Origin of the sequence: Mesorhizobium sp. M1169 (genome assembly GCF_040318345.1) — a bacterium.
Lineage (GTDB): Bacteria > Pseudomonadota > Alphaproteobacteria > Rhizobiales > Rhizobiaceae > Mesorhizobium.
The window spans coordinates 34443-49893 of record NZ_JAMYME010000043.1; the positions used below are offsets into that span (position 1 = coordinate 34443).

A 15451-nucleotide genomic window follows, 5' to 3' on the forward strand; every position below is an offset into this window, starting at 1 on the left:
TTCGGCTCTGGGTGGAGGCGCTTCGGCAACGACGTTCACAGCACCTGAGCGATAGGCTATGCTCGACTGAGACTCAGGAGAACCGATGCGGATCCGCGCAGAAATGGGCGATGATCTGGCTGAGGTCGGGTTCGTTGACCATGCGCACAGCCTCGGCGGCGCTGACCCACTTGCGGATGCGTGCCCGCTTTTCCTTCCAGCGGTCGGCGACCTTGTCGACCTGCAGCGGGAACACCAGCACCTCGCACGGCACTTCCTCGCCGGAATCCAGCACCTTGGCATAGAAATAGCGGCCGGCCTCGTGATGCGAGATCGTGCCGCGCAGCCCGGCCTCCTCGCCGGCTTCGCGCGCCGCCGCCTCGCAAAGCGGCTCCTTTGCTTCCGGCCAGCCCTTGGGAAGCACCCAGCGGCCGGTATCGCGGCTGGTGATCAGCATGATTTCGACGCCGTCGCCGCCATCGCGCCAGGGCAGCGCTGCAACCTGCAGGCGGGACGGCACCGTGCCGAAGAGTCGCCGGACCCGTTCGGCCAGATGGTTGTGCGTGGTTGGCCTCGTCAACATCGGAGAAGCTTGCCCCAGCTTCCAGAATCGTTTGCCGTCTTACGAATCTTACGGCTAATTATAAGCAATGAAAGTAAAAAATGTTTCACGGATGGGCCAGATTCCGTCAATCTGCGCCGATCTCAGCCTAATTGCGCGACTGCAGCAGCGTCGCGCCACGCCTTTATCGGTGTGCGGAGGTCCCCTGGGCGGACTCGGTGCATCAAGCGGCGTTGCCGCGAATCAGCCGGCGTGGTCGTCGGCGATCGGCTTCTGGTAGGTGAAGCCCATGTCCCAGGGGAAATAGATCCAGGTGTCCTGGCTGACCTCGGTAACGAAAGTGTCGACCATCGGCCTGCCTTTCGGCTTGGCATAGACGGTGGCGAAATGCGCCTTGGGCATCATCGCGCGCACGATGCCCGCCGTCTTGCCGGTGTCGGTGAGGTCGTCGATGATCAGCACGCCGGCCCCGTCATCGGCGAGCAGCGCCGGCGTGACCTCCTTCAGCACCTGCAATTGCCCCTGGCTGGTATAATCGTGGTAGGAGGCGACGCAGACCGTCTCGATGATGCGGATGCCAAGTTCGCGCGAAATGATAGCCGCCGGAACCAGGCCGCCGCGCGTGATGCAGACGATCGCCTTCCATTGCCCCTTGTTGGCGCCGGCAAGCCGCCAGGCGAGCGCGCGCGCATCGCGGTGGAACTGGTCCCAGGAGACCGGGAAGGCTTTTTCGGGCAGGGACATCTTTCGCGCACTCCGCAAAGCGCGCATCGCGCGCAGACACTATGGAATGCGCGCGGAATTAACTGGAAAGGCTTGGCCTTGGCAAGGGCGCGGCAAAGCTATTGTCCTGCCAGCTATCCCTGTGAACCTACCGCGACAGGAAAGCCGCCACCGGGGCGGTGCGCAGCACCGTTCGCGTCACCCCGCCGAACAGCAGCTGGCGCAGCCAGGAATGGCTGTAGGCGCCGAGCACGAGCAGGTCCGCACCCGACTCGGCGACCCTGGTCTGGATGATGTCGTCGACCGAGGCGCCGCCGGACCTCAGCACCGAGACGCTGACGGTCGCGCCATGCCTGGACAGCGAGGCGGCGATCTCGGCGCCGGCTGTTTCCGGCGCCTCGTCCAGCGTATCTGGCGGGTCGATGACGACGATGTCCGTCTTCTCGGCCTCGATGATGAAGGGCAGGGCATCGAAGGCCGCGCGCGCGGCTTCCTTGCTGCCGTTCCAGGCGAGCAGCACGTGCTTGAAGCTAGTGACGAGCGGACCCGAATGCGGCACCACCAGCACCGGCCGGCCGGCATCGTAGACCAGCGTGTCGACGTCGGCGCTCGGGTCGCTGCCCGATTCGCGCTGCGCGGCGATGATCAGGTCCGCGGTGCGAACGGTCGAGATGCCGGTCAGCGCACTGTCGCCGGAAAAACTCTCGAGACTGCGCCACTCGAACGACAGGCCGGAATTCTCGATGCGCTTGTGAAAGGCGGCCTGCAACTTCTCGGCGCGCTCCCGGTTCATATCGGCGGAAACCTGCAGGAACTCGGTGTCCGGAAAGCCGGTGGCAGAGGTGTAGGGCACGGGCAGCGCCTCGGCATGGATGCCGATCAGATGGCTCTGGAACCGGCCTGCCAGCGGGATCGCGCAGTCGAGGACGCGCTCGGCATCCTGTTCGTTCTGTAGTATGGCGACGATGGTCTTGAAGCGCATGGCAGTCCCTCACTTCTTACGGCGATCCCATCCGTGACAAACGTCACTGCGCGATGCTGGTTCCGTCAGGCCGGCCGATCAGCCCACTCGGCTTGCCTTGATCAAGCCCGCCACCATAGCCTCTACGTCTGCGCGTGCGGAGTCCAGCGCCTGCTGGCTGCGGGCGCGCACCACCAGTTCCGTCCAGAACTTGCCGTCGCCATATTTCGGGTAGGAGCCGATGATCGTGTCCGGATGCGCCTTCTGGATGTCGCCCAGCGGCCCGCCGATCAGGCCTTCGCCGAACGGGCATTCCACGGTTGCCGACAGCATTTTGGTGCCGGCCCGCAATGTCGGCACGACATTGTCGAGCATCGCCTGGAAAATCGCCGGCACGCCGGCCATGACATGGACGTTGCCAATGCGAAAGCCCGGTGCAACCGACACTGGATTATCGATGTGGTCTGCCCCGCGCGGCATCCGCGCCATGCGCTTGCGCGCTTCGGTGTATTCGATGCCGCGGGCGGCGTAGCTTGCCTCCAGCAGGGCGTAGGCCTTGGCGTCGTATTCGCATGGCACGCCAAAGGCCTTGGCAACCGAATCGGCGGTGATGTCGTCATGCGTCGGGCCGATGCCGCCGGTGGTGAAGACATAAGCATAGCGGGTGCGCAGCGCATTCACCGCAGCGACGATCTCGTCTTCTTCGTCGGGAACGATGCGGACTTCCTTCAGGTCGATGCCGATCGCCGTCATGATGTCGGCGAGGTGGCCGATGTTCTTGTCCTTGGTGCGGCCGGACAGAATCTCGTCGCCGATGACGAGCATGGCGGCGGTGACGATTTCGGTCATGACTGGCTCCGGCAAACGGGTCGCCTGAGATAGCGCGGCAAACGGCCGGCGGCAATGCCGCCAAACGACGGATCTACCTGTGCCACCTCCCTTGCAGTACACCCGTTGGCGGGTGATGCTGCGTGCCGGTTTGGAGCCCTGAGCAAGACATGCCGGCATCGATTCTGCTATGGCTACCCGGCGCGCTGTTTCTGCTGGCGCTCGTCGTGGCAGCCTATCCGATGCTGGCGACGCTGCGGATCGCGGCGAAGGCCGAAAGGCTGGTGCCGGCCAGTGGCAGATTCATCGAGATCGACGGCAACCGCATCCATTATGTCGAGACGGGCGAGGGGCGGCCGATCGTCTTCCTGCACGGCCTCGGCGCGCAGCTTCATCAATTCGGCCACACGCTGTTCGGACGGTTCGGCCCGAACTATCGGCTGATCGCGCTCGACCGTCCGGGCTCCGGCTATTCGGTGCGGGCCAGGGGCGCCAGCGGACGGCTGTCCGAGCAGGCCGAGGTCGTGCGGCATTTTATCGACGCGCTTGGGCTGGAAAAGCCTCTGGTCGTCGGTCATTCGCTGGGTGGCGCCATCGCGCTGACGCTGGCTATCGAGCATCCCACGGCGATTTCCGGTATCGCCTTGCTGGCACCGCTGACCCATCTGGAGCCGGACGCGCGCGAGAAGTTCGGCCCGCTATATGTCAAGTCGCCGCTGCGGCGCCGGATCATGGCTTATACAGTGGCGATCCCGGCGGCTCTCAAATATGCCGAAGCGACGCTTGCCTTCATTTTCGCGCCGCAGACGGCGCCGGCCGACTATATGGTCGAGGGCGGCGGCTGGTGCGGGCTGAGGCCAAGCCATTTCTATGCAACGTCGACCGATGTCGTGGCCATCGAGCATGACCTTGGCCGCATCGAGCAACGCTATCGCGAGATCACCCTGCCGGCCGGCATTCTGTTTGGTGCTTCCGACCGCGTGCTGGGCATCGATATCCACGGCTGGCCGGTGATGGAAAAGATCAGCGGGCTGCATTTCGAGCCTGTCGAGGGGCTTGGCCACATGCCGCAATTCGTCGAGCCGGAACGGGTCGTCGCTTTCATAGAACGCATTGCCGACCGCGCATTTGCGCCGAAGTCCGACACCAGCAGCTGACACCCTCCCGGAACGCGGTCTCGGCCGGCAGGGTGCCCGCCCCGGGCATCCCGGCCGCCGGGAATACCTCCGAACTTAATCACGTCGGCTATTCCTTCACGGCTCCGGTCATCGAGGAAACATAATGCTCGACAAAGAACGAATAGAGCACCACCACCGGCAGCGAGCCGATCAGCGCTCCCGCCATCAGCGCCCCCCATTCATAGACGTCCGAGCGCACCAGCTCGGTGAGCACGCCGACCGGCACAGTCTTATTTTCGGACGACTGGATGAAGGTCAAGGCGTAGATGAACTCGTTCCATGACAGCGTGAATGCGAAGATGCCGGCGGAAATCAGGCCCGGCACCGATAGCGGCAGCACGATCTTGGTGAGGATCTGCCAACGGCTCGCCCCGTCGATCAGCGCGCATTCTTCCAGCTCGAACGGGATCGAGCGGAAGTACCCCATCAACAGCCAGGTGCAGAACGGGATCAGGAAGGTCGGATAGGTGAGGATGAGCGCGAAGGGCGTGTCGTAAAGCCCAAGGTTGAACACCATCACAGACAGCGGAATGAACAGGATCGAGGGCGGCACGAGATAGGCGAGGAACACCGCGAGGCCGACCTGCCGCGCCCCGGAGAACCTCAAGCGTTCGATCGCATAGGCAGCGAACACCGCAGCCAGCAGCGACAGGAACGTGGCGGCGGTCGAGATGATGATCGTGTTGAGCAGCCAGCCCGGATAAGACGTCTCGAAGAGCAGATAGCGGATATGCTCGAGCGTCGGATGCACCACCCAGAACGGATTGAAATTGGCGTAGTCGGTCATCTCGAGGTTGGGCTTAACCGCCGTGATCGTCATCCAGTAGAACGGAAACAACAGCACGATGACGAAGATCAGCAACGGCAGGTAGACCGTCACCACGCGGCGCGGCAAACTCTGCAGGTAGCCCATGCCGCCTTCGTCGAGTTCCGGGCGTTTGCTCGTTTCGATCGCGGTCATGTCAATCTCCGCCGCCCTGCTGCCATTTGCGGCGCTGCAGGCCAAAATAGCTGAACAGGATCGCCGCCAGCAGGAACGGGATCATGGCGACTGCGATCGCGGCGCCTTCGCCAAGCTGGCCTCCGGAAATGCCGCGCTGGAACGACAGCGTCGCCATCAGATGCGTGGCGTTCACCGGCCCGCCGCGTGTCAGCACATAGATCAGCTGGAAATCGGTGAAGGTGAACAGCACCGAAAACGTCATGGTGATGGCGATGATCGGCGTCAGCAGCGGCAGCGTCACATAGCGGAACAATTGCCAGCGGCTGGCGCCGTCGAGCGTGGCGGCCTCGTAGAGCGACTGCGGAATCGTCTGCAGGCCGGCAAGCAGCGTGATCGCCACGAAAGGAATGCCGCGCCAGACATTGGCGGCGATGACCGAAGCCCGCGCATTCTCGGGATCGCCGAGGAAGTTGATGCGATGGTCGATCAGGCCCATTTCCATAAGCGCCCAGGACAGGATCGAGAATTGCGAATCGTAGATCCACCAGAAGGCGATCGCCGACAGCACCGTCGGCACCACCCAGGGCAGCAGGACGATCGCGCGGAAGAACGACTTGAACGGCAGGTTCTGGTTGAGGATAAGCGCCAGCCACAGGCCGAGCACAAACTTCAGGACCGAGGCGCTGATCGTGTAGAGCAAGGTGTTAAAGACGGAGAGCCAGAAGACGGCGTCATCCCACAGATATTCGTAGTTCTCGATACCGATGAAGATGCCGGGGCGGCCGATGCGGGCATCGGTGAAGCCGAGCCAGACGCCGAGTCCGAGCGGATAGGTCAGGAAGACCAGCAGCAGCGCCGCCGCCGGCAGCATGAAGCCGAAGCCAAGCGCGTTATGACTTTCGGACACGAACGTCAGAATGCGCGACAGCGCCGACCGGCGTGGCTGAGCGGCAGCGGAGGTCACGGCCATGGGTCGGCTCCTCTAAGGTCTCATTGAACGGCCGGGCGGCCATGCGCGATTCGAAGCCGGGCAGCATGGCTGCCCGGCTTAACCCGGCTCAAACGCGATAGTAGCGGTTTGCGCGCTTCTCGGCTTCTTCCATCGCTTCTTGCGGCGTCGCTTGGCCTGTCACCGCCTTGGCGAACATGTCGACCAGCACATAATCGGCCATGGTCGCTGCCGAGGCATAGCCAAGCGGGCCGGCATAGCCGTTGGGCCGCAGCGTCGCCGAGGCCTTGGCGTAGGCGGCATTGTTCGGATCGGCCGTCCACACCGGGTTGTTGTCGAAGGCTTTGAGCGTCTGGCAGCAATAGCCTGCCGACGACGTGATCCACTGCGACATTTGCGGATCCTCGAACATGAACTGCAGGTAGGCCTTGGCGGCGTTGGGGTAGGGCGTGTAGTCGAAGATCACGGCCGTGGTCACCTGGAACAGCTCGACGGATTTCCCGACCGGGCCGATCGGCAGGTTGGTGGTGCGAATGTCCTTGGCTATTTCAGCCAGCTTCGGATCATTGTCCTTGTTGATCTTGGCCGTGTTGTACGCGGAAATCCCATTGGCGATGACACTGACTTCGCCGGCCAGGAAGGCGCGGTTGTTGTTGACGTCGAGCCAGCTTTCGGTGCCGGGAATGAAGGTCTTGTAGAGTTGCTGCGCGTATTCGATCGCCTTGAGCGTCTCCGGGCTGTTGATCGTTACCTTTCCGCTCTCGTCGACCATCTGGCCGCCGTGGCTCCACAGCAGCCAGTGAGCGTAGTTGTTGCCGTCGCCGACGCCGTGGCCGTGCGTGAAGCCGGCCGGATGTCCCTTCGCCTGCAGCGCCTTGCAAAGTTCGAGCAAGCCTTGAGTGTCCTTGGGAAACTCCGAAAAACCCGCTTCTTTCACCCAGCTCTCGCGGTAGACGATGGCATTGCCGATGGTGGCGAGAGGCAGGCCGAGGAATTTGCCTTGCCGCGTCGCATACTGGTGCGGTCCGTCGTACCAGCCGCCATATTTCGAGCCCAGATATTCACCCAATTCCGTCACGTCGTGCAGCTTGTCGGGATATTGATGCGGGTCGTCGAACCAGACCAACATGAGATCCGGGCCGGAGCCGACATTGGCGGCGACCGCCGCCTTGGGGCGGATGTCCTCCCAGCTTTCCTTGTCGACGCGAACCTCGACACCGGTCGCTTCGGTGAAGCGCTTGGTGTTGGCCAGCCATTGGTCCTCGTCGCCCTTCACGAAAGGCGACCAGCGCAACAGCCTTAGCTTGGCGCCGTCCTCGGGCTTGTATTTCAACCCCTCCTGGGCAAAGGCGGGAGAGCCGATGAGCCGGCTTCCCAAGGCTCCCGCCGCCGCACCGGCGGTGGTGCGGATCACGTCGCGTCTGGTGAATTTCATGCTCGCTTCCTCCTGCTTATTTTCATTGCCGTCCTACTGCTCGATGGGTGTTTCGAACCGCTGTCCGGTTTTGCCGTGAAAGAGATGGATGAGGCCAGGCTCGGCCGTAAGCCGGATGGTTTCGCCCGGCGTGAAGGAATGGCGTTCGCGGAAGTTGGCGACGATCTCCTCGCCGCCGGCGGTGCGGCCGATGAGCTGCACTTCGGACCCTGTCGGCTCGACCACCACGACGGTGACCGGGATGCCCTGATGGTCGGACAGCCGTAAATGCTCGGGCCGTATCCCCAGCACGACCGGCTCACCATTGCCGATGGAAAGTGCAGACGCCAACGGGACCGAAATCCCGCCGGCGCCGCGAAACGACGGCGAGCCGTCGCTTACGATCTCGCCCCTGAGCATATTCATGGCGGGCGAGCCGATAAAGCTGGCGACAAAGAGGTTGTTCGGCCGGTCGTAGAGTTCGAGCGGCGGCCCGATCTGCTCGACGATGCCGTCATGCATGACGACGATCTTGTCGGCCATGGTCATCGCCTCGATCTGGTCGTGGGTGACGTAGACCGTCGTCGTCTTCAGGCGCTGGTGCAGTTCCTTGATCTCGGCGCGCATCTGCACCCGGAGCTTGGCATCGAGATTCGACAGCGGCTCGTCGAACAGGAAGACCTGCGGATCGCGCACGATCGCCCGGCCCATGGCGACGCGCTGGCGCTGCCCGCCGGAAAGCTGGCGCGGATAGCGGTCGAGCAGCGGCACCAGTCCCAGGATTTCGGCCGCGCGCCGCACGCCGGCATCGCTCTCCGTCTTGGGAACGCCCTTGAGCATCAGCGAGAACGCCATGTTCTCGGCGACCGTCATATGCGGATAGAGCGCATAGTTCTGGAAGACCATGGCGACGTCGCGCTCCTTTGGCGCAACGTTGTTGACGACACGTTTGCCGATCGCGATCTGGCCGCGCGAGATCTTTTCCAGGCCGGCGATCATCCTGAGCAGGGTCGACTTTCCGCAACCCGAAGGACCGACCAGCGTGACGAACTCGCCGTCGTCTATGTCGACGCTGACCCCGTGCAGGACCTCGACGGTCCCAAATGATTTGTAGACATCGCCGATTGCGACAGACGCCATCGATCTCCTCCCGATTGATTCCTGCAACGACTTCGAAGGAAACCGCTTTCCTGCCTGGCCCGCGACGGCGCCCAGGCTCCTCCCCGGTCACGCGCGATGTGAGACGGTAGCGCTACCAAACCGACCTGTAAAGCACGCCGGCATCACCTGGATATCGGCGCACACTCTAATCCGAAACCTCGGTCTGCGGCCGGTCGCGGCCGTCGGCGAGCTCGTCGTGCCATTTGCCGTCGGCGTCCTCGTACTGGATGCCGTCGGTGTTGCCGGCGACCTGCTGTTCGGCCGAAGCGATCTCGGCGGCGCGTAACGCGTCCTGATGGGTGGGGAACGTTTCGGAGAATGTCGAGCCGACCTTGTAGGCCCAGCCTCCGTCATGCTCGACGATCTTGTAGGTCAGTTTCGCCATGAAACCCTCCGGTTGAAAGCCCGTTGCCTCAATGCAGCCTGTCGTCGGCCAGTCTGTCGTCTGGCAGCCTGTCATCTGCGACCAGCACGTCCGATTCCCTGGCGGCTTCGATCAGTGCCCGGCGCGCATCCGCCGTCGAACGATAACCTTCCAGCACTTTTAGGCAAGTGTCGAGGGCATCACGATGACGCGGCCCGCGGTTGAGTGGCCAGATCGTCATCAAGCACTCCGCCGCCTCCTGGGCGCTGCGGATCTGCCGATATTTGCCGACATGGCCGAGTTCGACCACGACCGGCTTTTCAAATGGCTTGCTGTCCATCATCGCCGCCAACGCGGAGCGGCCGATTTGGTTGCAACAGCTATTTTAGCTCAGGCGAAAATAGCTCAATAGCCGCAGTCGTTGCGCAGCCAGCGTGCATTCGCCCAGCCGGTGCGGCCGCCGAAATCGACCTTGTACCAGTTTCCGCGGCGGTCGAAGATCTCGGTTTGGTCGCCGTTGAACAATTGCCCGACCATGCGCGACGACGAGTTCGGCCGGGCCCGAACGGCGAGAAAGCCGCTTCCCGTCGCTAGATTGTAGTGCCTGGAAAGTCCGTGCACCGTGCCTTCGCAATATTGCGCCCCGGCCGGCGTCGGCGCGGCGAACGACAGCCCGGCCACAACCGCGGCGGCGGCCGCAATGGAAATCCCCCTGAACGACATGTCTCTGCTCCCCCAACCCGCCGCGCCCAGCCGCGGCCCCCGGCCACTCTACTCCGGCAGAGGATCCATGCGAAGCTGTGCTGGCCCGTCCAGCGAGACGAACCCGCCGTCAGTTCGCCGCCTTCATCCAGTGCTGCATCGTCGTCACCGAGCGGGCAAGCTGCGGCGCCGGGTGGATTTTTTCACCGAAGGTGGCCGCGGCGCGCCAGCCCCAGCGCGGATCGGCAAGAAAGGCGCGCGCCAGCGCCACCATGTCGGCGCGGCCGTCGGCGACGATCGCCTCGGCCTGTTTCGGATCGTCGATCAGGCCGACGGCCCGCGTCGGGATGCCGACGGCCTTGCGCACCGCTTCGGCCAGATGCACCTGGTAGCCGGGCCCGGAGGGCAGCTTCTGCAACGGTGAATTGCCGCCGCTCGAGCAGCAGAGATAGGCGACGCCGGCTTCCTTCAGCGCCTTTGCCACTTCGATCGCATCCTCGACCTCGAAGCCGCCATCGACCCATTCCTTGATCGACAGGCGCGCGCCCAGCATCAGTCTCGGCACCGCCTTCTTCACCGCCTTGGCGATCTCGACGGCGAAACGCATGCGGTTTTCCAGCGAGCCGCCCCAGCGGTCGGTGCGCCGGTTGGACAGCGGCGACAGGAACTGGAAGATCAGATAGCCATGCGCGGCATGCAGCTCGATGAAGTCGAAGCCGGCGCGCTCGGCCCGCCGTGCCGCTTCTGCGAAGCGTTCGATGATTTGCAGGATCTCGTCGTCCTCCAGCGCCCGCGGCACCTGCCAGCCGGTGTCGTAGGCGATCGCCGAGGCCGACACGATCGGCCACGGATCCTGATCGGCATGCAGCGGGCCGCCGCCCTCCCAGGGTTTCCGGTTCGAGGCCTTGCGCCCGGCATGGGCAAGCTGCGTACCGAATTTCGTGTCCGGTGCGGCGACACGCTTGGCTGCATCCAGCGTGCGTCGCGCGGCCGCCTCGTTGTCCTCGGAATAAAGGCCGAGACAGCCATGCGAGATGCGGCCGCGCCGTTCGACATCGGTCATCTCGACGGTGACCATGCCGGCGCCGGACATCGCCAGGTTCATCCAGTGATAGAGATGCCAGTCGCTGGCCGAGCCGTCCTCGGCCGAATACTGGCACATCGGCGCGACCGCGATGCGGTTGGGGAAGGTGAGGCCGTCGAGGGTGATCGGCTGGAAAAGCGATGAGGTCATAAAAAACTCCGGAGAGGGTTGCCGCTATTTAGGCAGCCGATTGTGCCAGCGCCAGACACGAGACGGTGAACCGGCGCACTAGGCATGTTTGAAATTCAGGTCAGGCCGGCATCACCTGAATATCAACATGCCTGGACCAATTGCTGACCCGATTGCACGAACCGCCGTTCGCGGCTACGCCTTGCCGCGGCAGCAGGGAGTCCACCATGGAAGATCGCATTCGCATCCGCTCCGAGGAAGTCCTTTCCGACGAATGGGCGGTTTTGAAAAAGACCGTCTTCGACTACCGCCGGCGCGACGGCAAATGGGAAACGCACACCCGCCAGACCTACGATCGCGGCGACGGCGCGGTGATCCTGCCTTTCGATCCGGAGCGTTCGACGGTGCTTCTGGTGCGGCAGTTCCGCTACCCGGCCTACGTAACCGGCCACAAGGAGCCGCTGATCGAGGCCTGCGCCGGCCTGCTCGACGAAGACGATCCCGAAACCTGCATCCGCAAGGAGGCCGAGGAGGAACTCGGCTACCGGCTGAAGCACGTGCAGCGGCTGTTTTCGCCCTATATGAGCCCCGGCAGCGTCACTGAGCGGCTCTGGTTCTTCGTCGCCCGCTATTCGCCCGCCGACCGCATTTCCGACGGCGGCGGCGCCCATGACGAAGGCGAGGACATCGAGGTTTTGGAAATGCCGCTCGACGAGGCGCTGGCCGGCATCCACGATGGTCGGATCATCGACGCCAAGACGATTATCCTGATCCAGCATTTGAAGCTGAACCCGATTGGTGGGTGAGCCCCGCAATAGGCCACGATGCCGCCAACGAACGATTCCGCACGGGCTGTGGAGGAATATTCCTCTATGTAGCGATACAGCGCACCCAACCGGTGCTCCGCTTGCGCGGAAAATACAACCCTGCGCGTCATTCCTTATTGGCATCGTCGCGCCGCGCGGCGGCGCGGTCGCGGATACGCAGCATCACCTGCTCGGCAGGGATGGCGCTGGACGGATTCGCCTTGTACTCGTCGTAGCTCTGGGCGACTTCCTCGCGCAGCCAGCGTTCAACGGCGGCGTCGCGGTCGAGCAGCGCGCGCACGCCCTCGCGCAGCACTTCGCTGGCGGAGGCGTAGGCGCCGGATTCGACCTTGCGCGCGACGGCCTCGGCCATGTCGCGCGGGAGGGTGATACTTATCGGCTGGGTGGTTCGCATGGGCGGACTCCTTTTCCACCATACAGCAGCCGATGTGACAAGATCATATCGAAATTGCTGGCGATGATGCGTGTGACCGATACCGCCGCCCTTGCCTGAGTGCGCTTTGGAAGCTGGCAAACGAACATGCGGACGCCGGAATACGCATATCGCAGATCCCGCATCGGCTCGCCGGCTCCTGGTCGAGAAATGGCATGTGGCAGCCTGTATGCGGCGAGTTCACGCTCTTGCTTAATGCATGTCGCGCAAAAGTGTGCAGCGGTTTTGCGATAACGATATGCATAAAAACAAGAACCTAAAGCGCGTCGCATGAGGCCGATCGAACGCGACACGCTTTAGGCCGCAATGGCGCCGATGTTGCTGGTGCGGACGACGGGAATCGAACCCGTACGATCAGAGATCGAGGGATATTAAGTCCCTTGCGAGGCTTGGTGTGGGCGACGGGATTTGAACCCGTAAGTGCTTGAAACACCGGCAGATTTTAAGTCTGCTGCGTATACCAGTTCCGCCACGCCCACTTCCCACATTGTGGGGAAATCCCACCGGTCTCCCACATGGCTTTCCCACACGGTCGGCTTAGGATTTGCCGTTCACTACCACGAGCCTCGGAGCCGCGCCACCTTCGAGGGCGGTCAGGTTGTCGAGCAAGTGATTGGGTGCGAGGTGGGCGTAGTTCAGGGTGGTCTGGATCGACTTGTGGCCCATCCAGATTTGGACGCGCCGGATGTCGATGCCACGGATGATCTGCCACGAGCAGCACGTATGCCGCGTTGTGTAGACCACGGTGTCGGACAGTCCTGGGATGTGTTCGCGGATGCTGCGCCACACCTCTATGACCTCCCACTTGCCGATGTCGCAGACGTCGCTGTGCTGCATCAGACGGTGGATGCCCTTGCGGTTCTGAGCCATCAGGCGACTGCCAGGAGATCGTAGTCGTGATGCGTTAATGGGGTTGGCTGGACTAGCTTTGAAGGCGATGTCCTAAACACCGTCCTCTCCTACTCCAATGCGGGCGCCTAGTTTCCCGCAAGTTGAGATCAGCAAGGCGCCTCGCAGCGCGCTTGAACGTGGTGTCCATGATGTTTTTCTGTGTTTTTGTGGGGGGCAGGCTTTTCTTGGCCACGACTTATGAATAGTAGAAGGTAACGAGCGCTATATTTCGGCGATCTCTAATATTACGAGTATATGATTTGTGGTGGTCAAGGTTCAAAAGAGGTTTTGCAGGAACATGGGAGGATAGACTGGACGGGATATTCTCATTGGAGATCGACTATGCTTGGAAATCCATTCTCGATGTTGGCTGCAATATGGGTGTTGTCGCCTATGAGATATCCAAGCTGAAACCCAGTTCGATCCATGGGATCGACGTTGCCAAGCCGCATATCGAGACTGCAAAGATGTTGTTGAGCGGCTCCCCGGTGCATGCCCGGTTCGATCGCCTGAATCTCGGCAGCCGGCGCCTCGGTAATATCCTTCTACCGAAATACGATATCGTCCTGCTGCTGGCCGTCTATCAGCACATGCAGCGCAACATCGGCCCGGACAAGGCACGAAGGGTGCTTTCCAATATTGTGAGGCGCACCTCGAACGTCGTTGCCCGCGTTCCGCCTGGAACGGATGGCGAATTTATCGAAACGCTTTCTGACGAGGGGTTCAAGGTTAAGAGCACTCACACATCACCTCTTGGCAGTCATGTGCTGGTGCTTGAGAAACCGCCTCACGCACCTCTAAGATTGTGCTGATTTAATTCGATTTCCTCTTCTGGAGCCACCCTTGGCGTAGTTGTCTAACTCGTCGTCGGTGCCGGCCTGCAGATTCATGTGGATTGGTTTGGCCATGAACGTCGGTTCTCCTTTTCCCACACGATTCCCACAACGGCGTGTTTCCCACAAAATCCGTTGCACGAGTGGTGAAATGAAAAACCCCGGCGCAAACCGGGGAATTACAAGCCTTGAGGGGTTAGTTGCGAGGGTGCAAAGGACTAGGACGGGATTTTAAGTTCCTTGCGTCTACCAATTCCGCCACATCCGCAGGCCAGTCCTTTTCAGATGCCGGGCAGGGGCCGTCAAGCCGTCTTTTGCCGTAGAGAAATCTGGAAGCTAGCGAGGCCGATCACCTACAGTTATACAAACAAAATCGTTTCACCTGGAAATGTTTTTAGCGGCAGCTTCCGCGGCTACCGCGAATGCGCGTCCCCCGTTCGCAGGATGCGTTCGGGCGCTCTGCCCTGATAGACTCCAATTGGCAAGTGGATCGGCGCGCCGATACTCGACGCCGTCCTCTACAGACACTGGGAGATTGTCATGCTCAAGCTTGCCTCTGCCCTGGCACTGCTGCTTGTTGGGACGGCGCCTCTGTTTGCCGATGAGATGCCGATGAACGCCAAAGACATCAAATGGGGTCCTGCTCCTGCTGTCATTCCCGCTGGCGCGGAAATGGCTGTTGTCGCTGGAGACCCCTCAAAGGACGGCGCCTTTGTGCTGCGGTTGAAGACACCCGCCGGCTACAAAATTGCCGCACATAATCATCCCACCACGGAATACGTAACGGTGCTTTCCGGCAACTTCCATATTGGAATGGGCGATAAGCTCGACGAGTCGAAAGGTGTCGAACTGACTGCTGGCGGCTTCGGCGTCGCGCCGGCCGGAATGAATCACTTCGCCTGGACGACAAGCGACACGATCATCCAGGTTCATGGCGAGGGGCCATTCAAGATCACCTACGTCAACCCGGCAGACGATCCGAGCAAGAAATGACAGTTCGGGATCGAATTGATTGAACCGGCTGAAGGCTCGGAACGAGTGCGTCGAACTCCGCGACCGTCGATTCAGAAGGATCCTCTAACCAGACGAAAGCTGATTGGCCGCAACGGAATCGCATTCCGCTTGGCCATTTTGCCGTGAATGGCGCCATAACAGAAAAACCCGCCTCGGGAGGCGGGTCGTTGGAGCCAATTGGCACCATATCCAAATTAGTAGCATAGCTGCCGGCACAAAGCAAGAACAAAGTTGCTGCGGCCGGCACAAAATGCCCTTGGCGATTGGCGAAGGCCATGGCGCATCGATCTCCCTCCTAGAGGGGGAGATGGCCGGCAGGCCAGAGGGGGTCGTCGCGCGTGGATAGGCGACCCCTCTGTCGCCTTCGGCGACATCTCCCCCTCGAGGGCAGGGCTATCGCAGATGGAACGCCGAGGCTTTCGCTCTACGACGTACCCCCACCCCTAACCCCTCCCCACAAGGGGGAGGGAGACTTC

At 62.1% G+C, this 15451-nt stretch carries 18 protein-coding genes and 1 tRNA gene; 4 read left to right on the forward strand and 15 right to left on the reverse strand.

From position 1 onward, the window contains the following. Positions 1 to 73: 73 nt before the first annotated feature. The 4 genes from NKH41_RS28465 to NKH41_RS28480 form a co-directional block, all read right to left on the reverse strand. Positions 74 to 562 carry an NUDIX hydrolase gene (locus NKH41_RS28465; protein ID WP_352766771.1) on the reverse strand — a complete coding sequence of 163 codons (489 nt, stop codon included), beginning with the start codon at positions 560 to 562 and terminating at the stop codon, positions 74 to 76. A gap of 222 nt (positions 563 to 784) precedes the next feature. Further along, complete coding sequence (gene gpt / locus NKH41_RS28470) at positions 785 to 1285, reverse strand: xanthine phosphoribosyltransferase (RefSeq protein WP_023674762.1); 501 nt, start codon at positions 1283 to 1285, stop codon at positions 785 to 787. Between the two features lie 127 nt (positions 1286 to 1412). Next, positions 1413 to 2246 (reverse strand): universal stress protein, encoded by an 834-nt coding sequence (locus NKH41_RS28475; protein WP_352699960.1) that lies wholly within the window; start codon positions 2244 to 2246, stop codon positions 1413 to 1415. Positions 2247 to 2324: 78 nt separating this feature from the next. Further along, positions 2325 to 3074, reverse strand: coding sequence for a competence/damage-inducible protein A (locus tag NKH41_RS28480; protein ID WP_352935137.1), 750 nt, complete (start codon positions 3072 to 3074; stop codon positions 2325 to 2327). Positions 3075 to 3223: 149 nt separating this feature from the next. Here NKH41_RS28480 and NKH41_RS28485 point away from each other — a divergent pair, with 149 nt between their 5' ends. After that, positions 3224 to 4210: an alpha/beta fold hydrolase gene (locus NKH41_RS28485; RefSeq protein ID WP_352935139.1), complete on the forward strand. Its 987-nt coding sequence runs from the start codon at positions 3224 to 3226 to the stop codon at positions 4208 to 4210. Between the two features lie 88 nt (positions 4211 to 4298). On the opposite strand, the gene NKH41_RS28490 is transcribed toward NKH41_RS28485, so the two are convergent. From NKH41_RS28490 to NKH41_RS28525, 8 genes are all read right to left on the reverse strand, one after another. After that, positions 4299 to 5192, reverse strand: coding sequence for a carbohydrate ABC transporter permease (locus NKH41_RS28490; RefSeq protein WP_023674766.1), 894 nt, complete (start codon positions 5190 to 5192; stop codon positions 4299 to 4301). 1 nt (position 5193) lies between these two features. After that, positions 5194 to 6045: a carbohydrate ABC transporter permease gene (locus tag NKH41_RS28495; protein ID WP_502893743.1), complete on the reverse strand. Its 852-nt coding sequence runs from the start codon at positions 6043 to 6045 to the stop codon at positions 5194 to 5196. 187 nt (positions 6046 to 6232) lie between these two features. Continuing rightward, positions 6233 to 7558 carry an ABC transporter substrate-binding protein gene (locus NKH41_RS28500; protein WP_352935141.1) on the reverse strand — a complete coding sequence of 442 codons (1326 nt, stop codon included), beginning with the start codon at positions 7556 to 7558 and terminating at the stop codon, positions 6233 to 6235. A 33-nt stretch (positions 7559 to 7591) separates the two neighbouring features. Further along, on the reverse strand, positions 7592 to 8677 hold the full coding sequence (locus NKH41_RS28505; RefSeq protein WP_352749380.1) for an ABC transporter ATP-binding protein: 1086 nt from the start codon (positions 8675 to 8677) through the stop codon (positions 7592 to 7594). A gap of 166 nt (positions 8678 to 8843) precedes the next feature. Next, on the reverse strand, positions 8844 to 9083 hold the full coding sequence (locus NKH41_RS28510) for a DUF2188 domain-containing protein (protein ID WP_023674770.1): 240 nt from the start codon (positions 9081 to 9083) through the stop codon (positions 8844 to 8846). Between the two features lie 28 nt (positions 9084 to 9111). Then, positions 9112 to 9405, reverse strand: a complete 294-nt coding sequence (locus NKH41_RS28515) for a DUF982 domain-containing protein (RefSeq protein ID WP_352749379.1) — start codon at positions 9403 to 9405, stop codon at positions 9112 to 9114. 62 nt (positions 9406 to 9467) lie between these two features. After that, positions 9468 to 9785, reverse strand: coding sequence for an SH3 domain-containing protein (locus NKH41_RS28520; RefSeq protein WP_352935143.1), 318 nt, complete (start codon positions 9783 to 9785; stop codon positions 9468 to 9470). Between the two features lie 109 nt (positions 9786 to 9894). Further along, entirely contained in the window at positions 9895 to 10998 is a 1104-nt protein-coding gene (locus NKH41_RS28525) for an NADH:flavin oxidoreductase/NADH oxidase (RefSeq protein ID WP_352935146.1), read from the reverse strand. A gap of 206 nt (positions 10999 to 11204) precedes the next feature. On the opposite strand from NKH41_RS28525, the gene NKH41_RS28530 reads away from it, so the two are divergent. Then, on the forward strand, positions 11205 to 11783 hold the full coding sequence (locus NKH41_RS28530) for an NUDIX domain-containing protein (RefSeq protein WP_352935148.1): 579 nt from the start codon (positions 11205 to 11207) through the stop codon (positions 11781 to 11783). A gap of 127 nt (positions 11784 to 11910) precedes the next feature. Here NKH41_RS28530 and NKH41_RS28535 read toward each other — a convergent pair whose 3' ends face one another. The 3 genes from NKH41_RS28535 to NKH41_RS28545 all read right to left on the reverse strand — a co-directional run bounded on the left by NKH41_RS28535 (position 11911) and on the right by NKH41_RS28545 (position 13107). Then, positions 11911 to 12198, reverse strand: a complete 288-nt coding sequence (locus tag NKH41_RS28535) for a ribbon-helix-helix domain-containing protein (protein ID WP_352935150.1) — start codon at positions 12196 to 12198, stop codon at positions 11911 to 11913. A 429-nt stretch (positions 12199 to 12627) separates the two neighbouring features. Beyond that, positions 12628 to 12716 (reverse strand) — tRNA-Leu (locus tag NKH41_RS28540). 58 nt (positions 12717 to 12774) lie between these two features. Further along, positions 12775 to 13107, reverse strand: coding sequence for a tyrosine-type recombinase/integrase (locus NKH41_RS28545; RefSeq protein ID WP_352837089.1), 333 nt, complete (start codon positions 13105 to 13107; stop codon positions 12775 to 12777). Positions 13108 to 13457: 350 nt separating this feature from the next. Here NKH41_RS28545 and NKH41_RS28550 point away from each other — a divergent pair, with 350 nt between their 5' ends. Both NKH41_RS28550 and NKH41_RS28555 read left to right on the forward strand, forming a co-directional pair. Continuing rightward, positions 13458 to 13940 (forward strand): class I SAM-dependent methyltransferase, encoded by a 483-nt coding sequence (locus NKH41_RS28550; protein ID WP_352935153.1) that lies wholly within the window; start codon positions 13458 to 13460, stop codon positions 13938 to 13940. 561 nt (positions 13941 to 14501) lie between these two features. Then, positions 14502 to 14954, forward strand: coding sequence for a cupin domain-containing protein (locus NKH41_RS28555; RefSeq protein WP_352619135.1), 453 nt, complete (start codon positions 14502 to 14504; stop codon positions 14952 to 14954). The last annotated feature ends 497 nt before the right edge of the window (positions 14955 to 15451 follow it).